We start from the raw sequence: 15,015 nt of genomic DNA on the forward strand, positions 1-15,015 counted from the left end.
AATTAGTTCGCAATTCAACGCCATTTTGAAATAGGAATTAAAAATGACCGCACTTTTTCAACAACTTCCTTCGGTAGATAAATTTTTAAAAACACCAGAAGGTGAAATGCTTTTAACTGAATTTGGTCATTCAGCTGTCGTGCGTGAATTGCGCCAATTATTGTCTGAAGGGCGCGAGTTTATTAAACAGCATCAAAATTTACCGCACTTTTTTGCCGATCATCTAAGTACATTGCATTATTTACAAGAACGATTGACTCAACAAAATCATGTACAAATTAAATCAGTTCATAATTTAACAGGCACGGTATTACATACAAATTTAGGACGAGCATTATGGGCTGAAAGTGCACAACAAGCGGCACTTCATGCGATGAAAGGTAATGTTGCGCTGGAATATGATTTGGAAGAAGGAAAACGCAGTCATCGAGATAATTATATTAGTGAACTACTTGCGCAACTCACAGGTGCAGAAGCTGCATGTATTGTGAATAATAATGCGGCAGCCGTACTCTTGATGCTGGCAACCTTCGCAAAAGATAAAGAAGTGATTATTTCCCGCGGGGAATTGATTGAAATTGGCGGAGCATTTCGCATTCCAGACATTATGGCTCAAGCAGGCTGTAAACTTGTTGAAGTCGGAACAACAAATCGCACACATTTGAAAGATTATCGTCAAGCAATCAATGAAAACACGGCTTTCTTAATGAAAGTACATTGCAGTAACTATCATATTAGTGGGTTTACCGCTTCGGTTTCAGAACAAGAGCTAGTTGATCTTGGACGAGAATTTGATATTTCAGTGATTACGGATCTGGGTAGCGGTGCATTGATTGATCTAAGCCAATATCATTTACCGAATGAGCCGACGGTACAAGAAAAAGTCACACAGGGCGTAAACTTGGTGTCATTTTCAGGCGATAAATTATTGGGTGGAACACAAGCCGGTATTATCGTCGGTAAAAAAGAGTGGATTGCTCAGTTACAAGCTCACCCATTAAAACGCGTGTTGCGTTGTGATAAAGTGATTTTAGCCGGGCTTGAGGCAACATTACGCCTTTATCTCCAACCCGAAAAACTCACTGAAATGTTGCCAACTTTACATTTACTCACCCAATCGATGGATGTATTAAAAGAAAAAGCCGAACAACTTAAAGTCTGTTTAGCAAACCGCTTAAAAGATTACCAGGTTGAAATCGAAGAAAGTTTTGCTCAGATTGGGAGTGGATCTCAACCGATGGCGACGATTCCTTCTATTGCGGTAACGATAGCTGAAAAAACAGAGGCAAAATTGACCGCACTTTTAACGGTATTCAAAGCGTTAGAACAACCAATAATCGGCCGCGTTGAGAAAGGAAAAATTTGGTTAGATTTACGTAGCGTGGCTGATTTTAAGGCATTATTAGATACGGTGGAAAAATTATGATCATAGTAACATCAGGGCACGTCGATCATGGTAAAACAGCCCTTTTAAAAGCACTGACAGGTACGAATACCGCCCATTTGCCGGAAGAAAAAAAACGTGGCATGACCATTGATTTAGGCTATGCCTATTTACCTTTAAAAGAGAAAGTGCTTGGGTTTATTGATGTACCTGGCCATGAAAAGTTTCTCGCCAACATGTTGGCCGGGCTTGGTGGTGTGCATTATGCCATGCTTATTGTTGCAGCCGATGAAGGGATTGCCGCACAAACTAAAGAACACTTAGCGATTTTACGTCAGCTTCAATTTACTGAAATCATGGTAGTGATTACCAAGGCTGACCGAGCAAAAAATGAGCAAATTGTGGCACTAAAAACACAAATTCAGACAGATTATCCATTCTTAGCTGAATCTCATTATTTTATTACATCGGCACAAACAGGCTTAGGTATTGATGCGTTACGCGATTATTTAGCCAATTTACCTGAATTAGCTGAAATAGATAAACCGTTCCGTTACGCCATCGACCGTGTTTTTAGCGTGAAAGGGGCGGGGACAGTGGTAACAGGGACAGCATTTGCGGGAACGGTGGCCATTGATGATGAACTCTTCCTTTCTACGGGACAAAAGGTTCGCGTAAAAAATATCCATGCTCAAAACACACCAAGTGAGAAAGGTGTCGCAGGTCAGCGTTTAGCGCTCAATTTAAACGTTGATTTAGATCGTATTCCAATGCAGCGTGGCGATTGGTTGTTAGCCTCAGAACCGCTTGAACCAACCGATCGTATTACTATTGAAATTACACCTGAAGTGAATTTGAAAGACAGTCAGCCTGTACACATTTATCATGCGGCAAGCCGTACAACGGGTAAGCTCACCTTACTTGAAAGCAAAAATGCAATGAAAAATGACCGCACTTTGGCTGAGGTCATTTTAGAACAGCCATTATTTTTAGCTTTTGGGGATAAATTAATTTTACGTAGTGGTGATGCGAAAGCGTTAATTGGTGGTGCCAAGGTACTCGAAATTCACTCACAAAAACGTTATAAGCGCACAGAGGCTCGTCTAGCGTTCTTGGCTAAACTTAATCAGGCTCAAACCGCCACACAACGCATCGGATTGACCTTACAAAAAGAGGCGATTTCAGCTCAAGCTTTAATGTGGAGTGAGCAACTAACCGAAAATCAACTGGCTGAAGTATTAGCCGAGAATGGCGATATCCGTTTCCAAAATTGGTGTTTTAATCGCGATTATCAACGTGAAAAAACGCAGCAAATTTTGACCGCACTTGCCACCTATCATGAGCAACATAATGATCAGCTAGGTTTGAGTAAGGCCCGCTTATACCGTATTGCGACACTAAACCAACCGGAAAATCTGATTTATCATTTTATTGAAGAAATGCTTGATGAAGGCCAATTGCAGCAGACTCGTGGCTGGTTGCATTTGCCTTCACACAAAATCCAATTTTCAGCCGAAGAGCAAAGCTTATGGCAAGCGGTGTTTGCTGAATTTGAGAAAGCGCATGGTCAAGCCATTTGGGTGCGTGATATGGCAACAGCCTTGGCGCAAGATGAAAGTGTGATGCGTAATTTTATGTATAAAGCGGGTAAATTGGGCTATCTTACGCCAATCGTAAAAGATCGATTTTTCCTGACTGAGAGCATTTATGCTTATGCTCGCTTAATTAAGCAAATAGCAGGTGAAGAAGGTAAGATTGCGGTAAATGAATTACGTGACAAGCTTAATTTTGGTCGAAAACTGACCGTACAGTTAATGGAGTATTTTGACCGTACCGGCTTTTTACGCCGCAAAGGCAATGACCATATTTTACGTGATAAAGATACATTTGATTTATAGGTAATACATGAAAAAGACACTGATTTCAGCCTTAATTTTAACCGCACTTTTTGTGGTAACAGGCTGCGAAGATAAAGAAATGAAAGCAACCATTGAGCAACAAACACAGACAATTGCACAACTAACGGCAGAAAATACGCAATTAAAAGCTGAAAAAGAAAAGGCGGAGAAGGTTATTCCAGCAATTATTGCTCAAGATGATGTGATTTTTGATAAAGAGGAAACCATCAAATATCCTAAATCGCTCAAAGAAGATGAATATGTGCCTGTAGAAGGTAAACTTCATTACAGCATTTCTACACTAAAAACGAATATTGAATGGTTAGATACACTACTTTTAGAACAAATTTCAAAAAATGCAGATGGCAAACCAAGAAGTCGCGAGCAGCTTATTACGGATTACCAGAAAAAATATGATGAAGCTAAAAAAGAGATGTTGGAATTCCCGATAATTGGTGTTGATGAAACTTTAGAGTTAGCATTTAGTCACCAAAGAGGTAAGCTTGCTGTATTTTTAATAAATTATTACAGCTATGGCGGTGGCGCTCATGGCGTTGGTGGTTATCATTATCTTAATATTGATTTAGAAACGAAAAAACTGCTCTCATTTGATGATGTGTTTAAACCAAACCAACAAGCTAAATTAAAAGAGCTACTTTGGGAACGTTACACTCGATATGGCGAGGTAAAAGATGAGGAAGCATTTACATCAAAAGACGCTTTTGAAGTGACCGATAATTTCTATTTAGATCATGATGGGATTCACTTTGTGTATAACGTGTATGAAATTGCGTCTTATGCAGAAGGACCACAGGAGCTTGTGATTGAGTGGTGGAATGCCTCTGCGTTATTGAAGCCTGAATTTCTTCAGAAACAGTATTATCCCGTTTCGAGTAATACGGCAGAATAACAAAGTGCGGCCAATATTGGCCGCATTTTTATTGGCCTTTTTTCACCCAGTATTTAAAAGGGGTGTCTTGGGTTTCACTCGCTAAAAGAGTATGTTCCATAAATTGGCAGAAGCTGGGAATATCGCGAGTCGTGGCTGGGTCGTCAGCCAAAATAAGCAGAACTTCACCTTCATTCATGTGGCGAATGTTTTTTCTCACAAGCATTACAGGTTCTGGACAACGTAAACCAACGGTATCAAGGGTTTTATCGACAGTAATTTCAGTCATGGTTATTCATTAGTTTTATTGGAATTGAGCTACATCATACAATAATTATGGGGAAATTTCGATAAATCCGCTATCAATGATAAACTACGCAACAAATTTACTTGAATAATATTCCATGGCTGAATACCTTATCCCCAAAAGTGCGGTCGTTTTTGAAGAAGAAATTAAGAAAAGTCGATTTATCACGTATTTGCAACATACGGAAGGACTTGAACAAGCCAAAGCTTTTTGGGCAGAAATTAAAGCGCAGCACCCTAATGCCCGCCATCATTGTTGGGCTGCAGTGGCCGGCAAGCCAACGGATTCGCAGCAATTAGGTTTTTCCGATGATGGTGAGCCAGCTGGCACTGCAGGGAAACCGATGCTATCCGCTTTGCAAGGTAGCCAAATCGGTGAGATTAGTGCCGTAGTTGTTCGTTATTATGGTGGCATTTTATTAGGCACTGGCGGTTTAGTTCGTGCTTATGGAAATGGTGTGCAGCAAGCTTTAAAATTATTAGAAACTGAACGAAAAGTAGAACGTCAGTTATTCCAAGTTCATTGTGATTATGCACAATTAAATTGGATCCAAATTTTATGTGAACAGCATCAAATTGAAATTTATCAACAAGATTTTCAAGTACAGATTACATTGCAGTTAGGCATTAGTGAAGATCAAATTAAACCTTTTGAACAAGCATTAATTGAGCGTTCGGCAGGAACGTTGAAATTAGAAGAAATGAATTAAGCGAGATATTGTGCATATTTTATCCATTATTCGGATTATCGGCATTTTGATCATGTGTTTTTCCGGCACGATGCTGATTCCAGCCTTTGTGGCGCTTATTTATGGCGATGGAGGCGGTAAAGCGTTTATGCAAGCTTTTGCATTGAGCTTAACCGTGGGCATGTTGCTTTGGTGGCCTTGTCATCACCACAAACAAGAATTGCGATCTCGTGATGGTTTCTTAATTGTGGTGGCATTTTGGTTCGTTTTGGGTGGTCTAGCAACCTTGCCATTGCTATTATTTGACTCACCTCATTTAACAGTGGCTTCCGCCGTGTTTGAAGCATTTTCTGGGCTAACAACCACGGGTGCTACCGTCATGACAGGATTAGATAATTTACCGAAAGCCATTCTGTTTTATCGTCAATTCCTACAATGGTTAGGCGGGATGGGGATCATCGTACTTGCGATTGCGATTATTCCTTTATTAGGTATTGGTGGAATGCAGTTATACCGTGCAGAAATGTCAGGCCCAATGAAAGATCAGAAAATTCAGCCTCGGATAGCGGAAACGGCAAAGGCATTGTGGTTTGTTTATTTCTTTTTAACCATGTCTTGTGCTTTGGCTTACTGGCTAGCGGGTATGACACCATTTGATGCGATTACACATAGTTTCTCAACCGTATCTATTGGCGGCTTTTCTACTCATGATGCTAGTATCGGCTATTTTAATAGTTCGGCGATTAATTTTATCACCGTCATTTTCCTGTGGATTTCGGCTTGTAACTTCGCATTGCACTTCAGAGCATTTTCGACCTTAGGACGAGAAAATATTTTGAAGATTTATACAAAAGATCCAGAATTTCGCTTCTTTATGAGTATTCAAATTTTGCTTATCGTGGCTTGTACATTGGTAATGATAAGCCATCAATATTTTGATTCCTCATGGCAAGATTTTGAGCAAGTCGTATTCCAAGCCGTATCGATTTCAACCACAACAGGTTACACCACATCAAATTTCGCTGAGTGGCCTTCTTTTGTGCCAATGTTATTAATTATTGCCTCTTTTATTGGGGGCTGTGCGGGCTCAGTTGGTGGCGGTTTGCGTGTTGCACGGATTTTAGTGTTATACCTTCAAGGTGCAAGAGAGCTAAAACGATTTGTTCACCCAAATTTAGTGTATCCAATTAAATGGGGTAAAAATGTTCTTGATGAACGTGTGATTGGAAGTATTTGGGCCTTTTTCTCTGCATATCTATTGGTATTCACGATTTGTTTGTTAAGTGTGATTGCCTGTGGTGTCGAACCTTTTGATGCATTTAATGCAGTATTGGCAAGTATTAATAACCTTGGACCAGGCTTAGGTTCAGTAAGTAGTAATATGACAGCGATGCCAGATAGTGCTAAATGGGTACTAACTATTGCGATGGTGTGCGGCCGTTTAGAAATATTCACACTATTGGCGCTTTTCACACCGGCATTTTGGAAGGAATAATGAAAACATTAATTTTATATTCAAGCCACGATGGGCAAACAAAAAAGATTGCTGAATTTATGGCTCAGTATCTTGAAGAAGAAGTAGTGGTTTCACCGTTAACGGAGGAACCGGATCTTCTATTTTTTGATCGGGTGATTATTGGGGCATCCATTCGCTATGGTCATTTTAATAAACAGTTATACCATTTTGTGGAACGCCATCATGAATTACTGAATGCAAAAAGAGCGGTCTTTTTTGGCGTAAATTTGACAGCGAGAAAAGAAGGAAAAGATACGCCAGAGGGAAATGTCTATGTGCGTAAGTTCCTTCAACGTATAAAATGGACGCCGGAAAAAGTTGGCGTGTTTGCAGGGGCATTGTTATATCCGCGCTATAAATGGATTGATCGTGTCATGATCCAATTGATTATGAAAATTACAGGTGGTGAAACAGATACGACCAAAGAAATTGAATATACCGATTGGGGAAAAGTAAAGACATTTGCAGAAAGCCTGAATTCGTAGAATAAAACACCATAAAAATTGTGTTTTTTAGACGATTTGATTAAAAGATCTTCAACTAAGAAAAAATTTACATTTTTTTACAAAAAGATCTTGCAAAGGCATCTGAAATGCCTATAATACGCTCCACACAACGACGCGCTGTTGTGACTCTTAAGAAAAACCGGTGCGTCGTTCTTTTTTGCTCTTTAACAATATATCAGACAATCTGTGTGGGCACTTGTTGATTGACTTGTTTTAAAAATATTTTTTAATTTTGAAGTCTTAATAGGTGCTAACTAGAAATTCATAATACTTTTTTAAGTAGTGACATTTTATGTCAGCAGTATTGAGCGATTGAACTTGAATTGAAGAGTTTGATCATGGCTCAGATTGAACGCTGGCGGCAGGCTTAACACATGCAAGTCGAACGGTAACATAAAGAAGCTTGCTTCTTTGATGACGAGTGGCGGACGGGTGAGTAATGCTTGGGAATCTAGCTTATGGAGGGGGATAACTACGGGAAACTGTAGCTAATACCGCGTAGTATCGGAAGATGAAAGTGTGGGACCTTCGGGCCACATGCCATAGGATGAGCCCAAGTGGGATTAGGTAGTTGGTGAGGTAAAGGCTCACCAAGCCGACGATCTCTAGCTGGTCTGAGAGGATGACCAGCCACACTGGGACTGAGACACGGCCCAGACTCCTACGGGAGGCAGCAGTGGGGAATATTGCGCAATGGGGGCAACCCTGACGCAGCCATGCCGCGTGAATGAAGAAGGCCTTCGGGTTGTAAAGTTCTTTCGGTAGCGAGGAAGGCATTTAGTTTAATAAACTAGGTGATTGACGTTAACTACAGAAGAAGCACCGGCTAACTCCGTGCCAGCAGCCGCGGTAATACGGAGGGTGCGAGCGTTAATCGGAATAACTGGGCGTAAAGGGCACGCAGGCGGTGACTTAAGTGAGGTGTGAAAGCCCCGGGCTTAACCTGGGAATTGCATTTCATACTGGGTCGCTAGAGTACTTTAGGGAGGGGTAGAATTCCACGTGTAGCGGTGAAATGCGTAGAGATGTGGAGGAATACCGAAGGCGAAGGCAGCCCCTTGGGAATGTACTGACGCTCATGTGCGAAAGCGTGGGGAGCAAACAGGATTAGATACCCTGGTAGTCCACGCTGTAAACGATGTCGATTTGGGGGTTGAGCTTTGAGCTTGGCGCCCGTAGCTAACGTGATAAATCGACCGCCTGGGGAGTACGGCCGCAAGGTTAAAACTCAAATGAATTGACGGGGGCCCGCACAAGCGGTGGAGCATGTGGTTTAATTCGATGCAACGCGAAGAACCTTACCTACTCTTGACATCCAGAGAACTTTCCAGAGATGGATTGGTGCCTTCGGGAACTCTGAGACAGGTGCTGCATGGCTGTCGTCAGCTCGTGTTGTGAAATGTTGGGTTAAGTCCCGCAACGAGCGCAACCCTTATCCTTTGTTGCCAGCGATTAGGTCGGGAACTCAAAGGAGACTGCCGGTGACAAACCGGAGGAAGGTGGGGATGACGTCAAGTCATCATGGCCCTTACGAGTAGGGCTACACACGTGCTACAATGGCGTATACAGAGGGAAGCGAGAGTGCGAGCTGGAGCGAATCTCACAAAGTACGTCTAAGTCCGGATTGGAGTCTGCAACTCGACTCCATGAAGTCGGAATCGCTAGTAATCGCAAATCAGAATGTTGCGGTGAATACGTTCCCGGGCCTTGTACACACCGCCCGTCACACCATGGGAGTGGGTTGTACCAGAAGTAGATAGCTTAACCTTCGGGGGGGCGTTTACCACGGTATGATTCATGACTGGGGTGAAGTCGTAACAAGGTAACCGTAGGGGAACCTGCGGTTGGATCACCTCCTTACCAAAAACGAGAGACAATAAGTGTCCACACAGATTGATTGATATATTGTAGACAATATCGAGCAGAAAACCGTTATTCCCTTGGGTCTGTAGCTCAGGTGGTTAGAGCGCACCCCTGATAAGGGTGAGGTCGGTGGTTCAAGTCCACTCAGACCCACCACTCAAACTGAGTGAGTGATAAAGGTGAATAAGGTGATAAATAAACGATGACATGGGGATATAGCTCAGCTGGGAGAGCGCCTGCCTTGCACGCAGGAGGTCAGCGGTTCGATCCCGCTTATCTCCACCACTTATCATCGTTAAGTAAATTGACTGATTTAATGCTTAAAATGCTTTAATGAGTTTATTTAACGATGATAACTGAAAATGTTATTTCTGTTCTTTAACAACCAGAAAACAAGCTGAAAAACTGAAGAGACTTTCAAGTCCTTTTAAGGATAAGAAAAAGTCTGAGTAAGAAGAAAATCTTGATTGAACAAAAGCAATCAAGTGTTTAGTTGAAAACGCAACATCAAGAATTTTTGAGGTTGTATAGTTAAGTGACTAAGCGTACAAGGTGGATGCCTTGGCAATCAGAGGCGAGGAAGGACGTGCTAATCTGCGAAAAGCTTGGATGAGTCGATAAGAGGCGTTTAATCCAAGATGTCCGAATGGGGAAACCCAGTAGATGAAGAATCTACTATCACTTACTGAATCCATAGGTAAGTGAGGCAAACCGGGAGAACTGAAACATCTAAGTACCCCGAGGAAAAGAAATCAACCGAGATTTCGTTAGTAGCGGCGAGCGAACGCGAAGGAGCCTGTTAGTGATAATGACAGAGACAGAGGAACAAGCTGGGAAGCTTGGCGATACAGGGTGATAGCCCCGTACTCGAAGTCCAGGTCATGGTACTAAGCTAACGACAAGTAGGGCGGGACACGTGATATCCTGTTTGAAGATGGGGGGACCATCCTCCAAGGCTAAATACTCCTGATTGACCGATAGTGAACCAGTACTGTGAAGGAAAGGCGAAAAGAACCCCGGTGAGGGGAGTGAAATAGAACCTGAAACCTTGTACGTACAAGCAGTGGGAGCCCTTTAAGGGTGACTGCGTACCTTTTGTATAATGGGTCAGCGACTTATATTTTGTAGCGAGGTTAACCGAATAGGGGAGCCGAAGGGAAACCGAGTCTTAACTGGGCGAATAGTTGCAAGGTATAGACCCGAAACCCGGTGATCTAGCCATGGGCAGGTTGAAGGTTGGGTAACACTAACTGGAGGACCGAACCGACTAATGTTGAAAAATTAGCGGATGACTTGTGGCTGGGGGTGAAAGGCCAATCAAACCGGGAGATAGCTGGTTCTCCCCGAAATCTATTTAGGTAGAGCCTTGAGCGGACACCTTCGGGGGTAGAGCACTGTTTCGGCTAGGGGTCCATCCCGGATTACCAACCCGATGCAAACTACGAATACCGAAGAGTGATACTCAGGAGACACACGGCGGGTGCTAACGTCCGTCGTGGAGAGGGAAACAACCCAGACCGCCAGCTAAGGTCCCAAAGTCTATATTAAGTGGGAAACGAAGTGGGAAGGCTTAGACAGCTAGGATGTTGGCTTAGAAGCAGCCATCATTTAAAGAAAGCGTAATAGCTCACTAGTCGAGTCGGCCTGCGCGGAAGATGTAACGGGGCTCAAATATAGCACCGAAGCTGCGGCATCAGACGAAAGTCTGTTGGGTAGGGGAGCGTTCTGTAAGCGGATGAAGGTGAATCGAGAGGTTTGCTGGACGTATCAGAAGTGCGAATGCTGACATAAGTAACGATAAAACGGGTGAAAAACCCGTTCGCCGGAAGACCAAGGGTTCCTGTCCAACGTTAATCGGGGCAGGGTGAGTCGGCCCCTAAGGCGAGGCTGAAAAGCGTAGTCGATGGGAAACGGGTTAATATTCCCGTACTTGGATAAACTGCGATGTGGGGACGGAGCAGGTTAGGTTATCGCACTGTTGGATATGTGCGTTTAAGTTGGTAGGTGAGAAGTTTAGGCAAATCCGGACTTCTTTAACACCGAGAGATGATGACGAGGCTCTACGGAGCTGAAGTAACCGATACCACACTTCCAGGAAAAGCCACTAAGCTTCAGGTTTATCTAAACCGTACTGAAAACCGACACAGGTGGTCAGGTAGAGAATACTCAGGCGCTTGAGAGAACTCGGGTGAAGGAACTAGGCAAAATAGCACCGTAACTTCGGGAGAAGGTGCGCCGGCGTAGATTGTAGTCCCTAGCGGGCGAAGGTTGAACCGGTCGAAGATACCAGCTGGCTGCAACTGTTTATTAAAAACACAGCACTCTGCAAACACGAAAGTGGACGTATAGGGTGTGATGCCTGCCCGGTGCTGGAAGGTTAATTGATGGTGTAATCGAAAGAGAAGCTCCTGATCGAAGCCCCAGTAAACGGCGGCCGTAACTATAACGGTCCTAAGGTAGCGAAATTCCTTGTCGGGTAAGTTCCGACCTGCACGAATGGCATAATGATGGCCAGGCTGTCTCCACCCGAGACTCAGTGAAATTGAAATCGCCGTGAAGATGCGGTGTACCCGCGGCTAGACGGAAAGACCCCGTGAACCTTTACTATAGCTTGACACTGAACATTGAATTTTGATGTGTAGGATAGGTGGGAGACTTAGAAGTAGTCACGCCAGTGATTATGGAGTCGACCTTGAAATACCACCCTTTAACGTTTGATGTTCTAACGAAGATTACGAAACGTGGTCTCGGACAGTGTCTGGTGGGTAGTTTGACTGGGGCGGTCTCCTCCCAAAGAGTAACGGAGGAGCACGAAGGTTTGCTAATGACGGTCGGACATCGTCAGGTTAGTGCAATGGTATAAGCAAGCTTAACTGCGAGACAGACAAGTCGAGCAGGTACGAAAGTAGGTCATAGTGATCCGGTGGTTCTGAATGGAAGGGCCATCGCTCAACGGATAAAAGGTACTCCGGGGATAACAGGCTGATACCGCCCAAGAGTTCATATCGACGGCGGTGTTTGGCACCTCGATGTCGGCTCATCACATCCTGGGGCTGAAGTAGGTCCCAAGGGTATGGCTGTTCGCCATTTAAAGTGGTACGCGAGCTGGGTTTAGAACGTCGTGAGACAGTTCGGTCCCTATCTGCCGTGGGCGTTGGAGAATTGATTGGGGCTGCTCCTAGTACGAGAGGACCGGAGTGGACGCACCACTGGTGTTCCGGTTGTGTCGCCAGACGCATTGCCGGGTAGCTAAGTGCGGAAGAGATAAGTGCTGAAAGCATCTAAGCACGAAACTTGCCAAGAGATGAGTTCTCCCTGTTTTTAAGACAGTAAGGGTTGTTTAAGACTAAGACGTAGATAGGTCTGGTGTGTAAGCGGTGCGAGCCGTTGAGCTAACAGATACTAATTGCCCGAGAGGCTTAACTATACAACGCTCAAGGGTTTTGGGTGTTGAGAAGACGAAAGAAACTCAGAGAAGAAAGAGAAAGTTTTGAAGTTTAATCAGCTTGTTTGGTTGTGAGACACTAGAGATAGTGAGAGCAGAAAGAGATAGAAGAAGTTATTAAAGGAATAATCCTGGCGGCGATAGAGCGGTGGTCCCACCTGACCCCATACCGAACTCAGAAGTGAAACGCCGATGCGCCGATGGTAGTGTGGGGTTTCCCCATGTGAGAGTAGGACACCGCCAGGTACTTTTTATTTTGTTAGTTTATTTTTAGAGTAAATTAACAAAATAAAAATTTTGGCAGCAACAGTGCAATGGTACCACCTGAATCCATACCGAACTCAGAAGTGAAACATTGTTACGCCGATGGTAGTGTGGGGCTTCCCCATGTGAGAGTAGGTCACTGCCAATTATACCTCATTTAGCGGAGTGGTAGTTCAGCTGGTTAGAATACCTGCCTGTCACGCAGGGGGTCGCGGGTTCGAGTCCCGTCCATTCCGCCAATTCTTAATACCAATAGGGGCGTAGTTCAATTGGTAGAGCACCGGTCTCCAAAACCGGGTGTTGGGAGTTCGAGCCTCTCCGCCCCTGCCATTATTTCTTATCAATTTATCTTTAATTTTTGTAAGAATATTGTCTATTTTGTTATTCGTTTTATACTAATTGCATTTTAGTATTTCAGAGATATTCTTATGCGTTATTCTATTCAAGATTTTATTCAATTAATTGCACAATTACGCAATCCTAATGGCGGTTGTCCTTGGGATCTTAAACAAAATTATGACTCCATGATTTCTTGTTTAACTGAAGAAACTTATGAAGTTATTGATGCCATCCAAAAGAAAGATATTGCGAATTTAAGAGAAGAGCTTGGTGATCTTTTATTACAGGTAGTATTCTTCAGTCAGCTTGCTTCAGAGGATGGTTATTTCACATTTGATGATGTTCTTAATGATGTTTCTGAAAAGATTGTACGTCGCCATCCTCATGTATTTGGTGATGCAACAGCAGGAAATGAAGAAGAAGCTTTAGCCCGTTGGAACAGCATCAAAGCTCAAGAAAAATCAGCTCAAAAACAACAGTCTATTTTAGATAATGTTCCGAATGCTTTTCCTGCATTGTTAAGAGCACAGAAAATTCAAAAACAATGTTCAAAGATTGGATTTGATTGGGATGATGTTGAACCTGTATTAACAAAAGTTGAAGAAGAATTGCAAGAAGTAAGGGATGAAATCAATCAAACTCTTCGTAATCAGGAAAAAATAGAAGAGGAAATTGGGGATTTATTTTTTGCAACGGTTAATTTATCTCGACATCTCAAATGTAATGCAGAAGAGGCTTTGCGTAAGGCGAATAATAAATTTGAACAACGTTTTCGTAAAGTAGAAGAAAAAGCATTGGAACGAGGTTCATCAGTTAAAGATCTTTCTTTAATTGAAATGGATATCCTATGGGATGAAGTGAAAAGAGAAGAAAAATAATTGAAATGGCAGAGGGAGTTTTCCTCTGCCATTTTTTTATTTTATAGCATGGATAAGTAACATATAGGCACTTATCACCAATAAAATAATGCCTAATAGTTTTTTGACTAAGTGTGGCGATAATTTACCTCGAATTTTCATCGAGAAAAAACCTGTTACAAAAGCACTTAGCACGACAATAATCACGATCGAAAAATTAACGTAACCGATTTGCCAACCAAAGTGATGCGGTGAGCTTTTTGAAAGATAGCCATAAAGGCTGCCTAATCCACCAATAAACATCATTGCATTGGTATAAGGGGCAATTTGATGGGCTTTAACGGATTTTAGCTGACCAATTAAAGGTGCCATGATTGAGCCTCCTCCAATACCCGTCATACCAGCAATAAATCCCCCAAAAGTCGAAAGGCCCATTCCTTTTATGGTTTCATCAGCTGTTGCTTGCTGATTCATAACACTTTCTTTACTAAAAATAGTGCGAATTGCTAATAGAGAAAGGGTGATAACAAATACACTGATGATGGCAATATCTGGCACGTAAAAACTTAATTCAAATCCTAGCTGTACACCAATAATCATGCCCACAGACCAAATGAGCATCGCTTTGTAATTAATTGATACTTTTTGTTTATAGAAATAAATCAAGTTAATAAAGGATGATCCCATGACAATCGTCAACGATGTTGCAGCAATCATTTGCAAAGGAAATTGTGGGAATAAGGTATAGAGAATAGGTACCATCAATACACCGCCACCAATACCAAAAATGGCCGACATGATATTCGTCATGACACCACATAAAATCAAAATAAGAATTAACTGTAAGCTCATTTCAAACCCCTTTTGTGTGGGAGTACGGCATTATTATTTTTTTGGATAAATAAATAATTTATGATCTTGCTCATAATTATCTATAAAAATAGACTTTATTTTAATTTTGTGATCCTTCTCACACAATCAGTATGACAATTATCATATGCTCTTTATACACCTAGCAGTAGTCTATAAATGGAATTTAATAATGGCTTCTACAAGGAG

At 42.5% G+C, this 15,015-nt stretch carries 9 protein-coding genes, 4 tRNA genes and 4 rRNA genes; 15 read left to right on the forward strand and 2 right to left on the reverse strand.

The annotated features are described in order from the left end of the window. Positions 1-43: 43 nt before the first annotated feature. Genes selA through INP95_RS03185 form a run of 3 tightly spaced genes read left to right on the forward strand, consistent with a single transcriptional unit; the run spans position 44 to position 4,192 of the window. Complete coding sequence (gene selA, locus INP95_RS03175; RefSeq protein ID WP_070589876.1) at positions 44-1,426, forward strand: L-seryl-tRNA(Sec) selenium transferase; 1,383 nt, start codon at positions 44-46, stop codon at positions 1,424-1,426. Beyond that, entirely contained in the window at positions 1,423-3,282 is a 1,860-nt protein-coding gene (selB, locus tag INP95_RS03180) for a selenocysteine-specific translation elongation factor (protein ID WP_070589873.1), read from the forward strand. Before selA ends, selB begins: the two co-directional genes overlap by 4 nt. Before the next feature lie 7 nt (positions 3,283-3,289). Beyond that, the gene (locus INP95_RS03185; RefSeq protein WP_065243656.1) at positions 3,290-4,192 is read left to right on the forward strand and encodes an RsiV family protein; all 903 of its coding nucleotides are present in this window, start codon (positions 3,290-3,292) and stop codon (positions 4,190-4,192) included. A 28-nt stretch (positions 4,193-4,220) separates the two neighbouring features. Here the strand turns inward: INP95_RS03185 and tusA are convergent, their stop codons facing one another. Beyond that, the gene (gene tusA / locus INP95_RS03190) at positions 4,221-4,460 is read right to left on the reverse strand and encodes a sulfurtransferase TusA (protein ID WP_005697464.1); all 240 of its coding nucleotides are present in this window, start codon (positions 4,458-4,460) and stop codon (positions 4,221-4,223) included. A gap of 115 nt (positions 4,461-4,575) precedes the next feature. Here tusA and INP95_RS03195 point away from each other — a divergent pair, with 115 nt between their 5' ends. The 12 genes from INP95_RS03195 (at position 4,576) to mazG (ending at position 13,977) form a co-directional block, all read left to right on the forward strand. Beyond that, complete coding sequence (locus INP95_RS03195; RefSeq protein ID WP_070589869.1) at positions 4,576-5,187, forward strand: YigZ family protein; 612 nt, start codon at positions 4,576-4,578, stop codon at positions 5,185-5,187. A gap of 10 nt (positions 5,188-5,197) precedes the next feature. Then, positions 5,198-6,661 (forward strand): TrkH family potassium uptake protein, encoded by a 1,464-nt coding sequence (locus INP95_RS03200; RefSeq protein ID WP_070589863.1) that lies wholly within the window; start codon positions 5,198-5,200, stop codon positions 6,659-6,661. Further along, entirely contained in the window at positions 6,661-7,167 is a 507-nt protein-coding gene (gene hemG / locus INP95_RS03205) for a menaquinone-dependent protoporphyrinogen IX dehydrogenase (RefSeq protein WP_070589856.1), read from the forward strand. Before INP95_RS03200 ends, hemG begins: the two co-directional genes overlap by 1 nt. Before the next feature lie 341 nt (positions 7,168-7,508). Next, positions 7,509-9,048: ribosomal RNA gene (locus tag INP95_RS03210) — 16S ribosomal RNA — on the forward strand. Positions 9,049-9,130: 82 nt separating this feature from the next. Continuing rightward, a tRNA-Ile gene (locus INP95_RS03215) sits at positions 9,131-9,207 on the forward strand. Between the two features lie 53 nt (positions 9,208-9,260). After that, positions 9,261-9,336, forward strand: a tRNA-Ala gene (locus INP95_RS03220). A 244-nt stretch (positions 9,337-9,580) separates the two neighbouring features. Next, a 23S ribosomal RNA gene (locus tag INP95_RS03225) occupies positions 9,581-12,478 on the forward strand. Between the two features lie 148 nt (positions 12,479-12,626). Next, positions 12,627-12,742 (forward strand): 5S ribosomal RNA (rrf, locus tag INP95_RS03230). Positions 12,743-12,792: 50 nt separating this feature from the next. Next, a 5S ribosomal RNA gene (gene rrf / locus INP95_RS03235) occupies positions 12,793-12,908 on the forward strand. The 16S, 23S and 5S rRNA genes sit together here with 4 tRNA genes alongside, the layout of an rRNA operon. 14 nt (positions 12,909-12,922) lie before the next feature. Then, a tRNA-Asp gene (locus INP95_RS03240) sits at positions 12,923-12,999 on the forward strand. 15 nt (positions 13,000-13,014) lie between these two features. Next, a tRNA-Trp gene (locus tag INP95_RS03245) sits at positions 13,015-13,090 on the forward strand. Between the two features lie 98 nt (positions 13,091-13,188). Next, on the forward strand, positions 13,189-13,977 hold the full coding sequence (gene mazG, locus INP95_RS03250) for a nucleoside triphosphate pyrophosphohydrolase (RefSeq protein WP_197560891.1): 789 nt from the start codon (positions 13,189-13,191) through the stop codon (positions 13,975-13,977). A gap of 36 nt (positions 13,978-14,013) precedes the next feature. Here the strand turns inward: mazG and INP95_RS03255 are convergent, their stop codons facing one another. Continuing rightward, the gene (locus tag INP95_RS03255) at positions 14,014-14,808 is read right to left on the reverse strand and encodes a sulfite exporter TauE/SafE family protein (protein WP_197559931.1); all 795 of its coding nucleotides are present in this window, start codon (positions 14,806-14,808) and stop codon (positions 14,014-14,016) included. Positions 14,809-15,015: the final 207 nt, after the last annotated feature.

The organism is Haemophilus parainfluenzae (assembly GCF_014931375.1).
GTDB lineage: Bacteria > Pseudomonadota > Gammaproteobacteria > Enterobacterales > Pasteurellaceae > Haemophilus_D.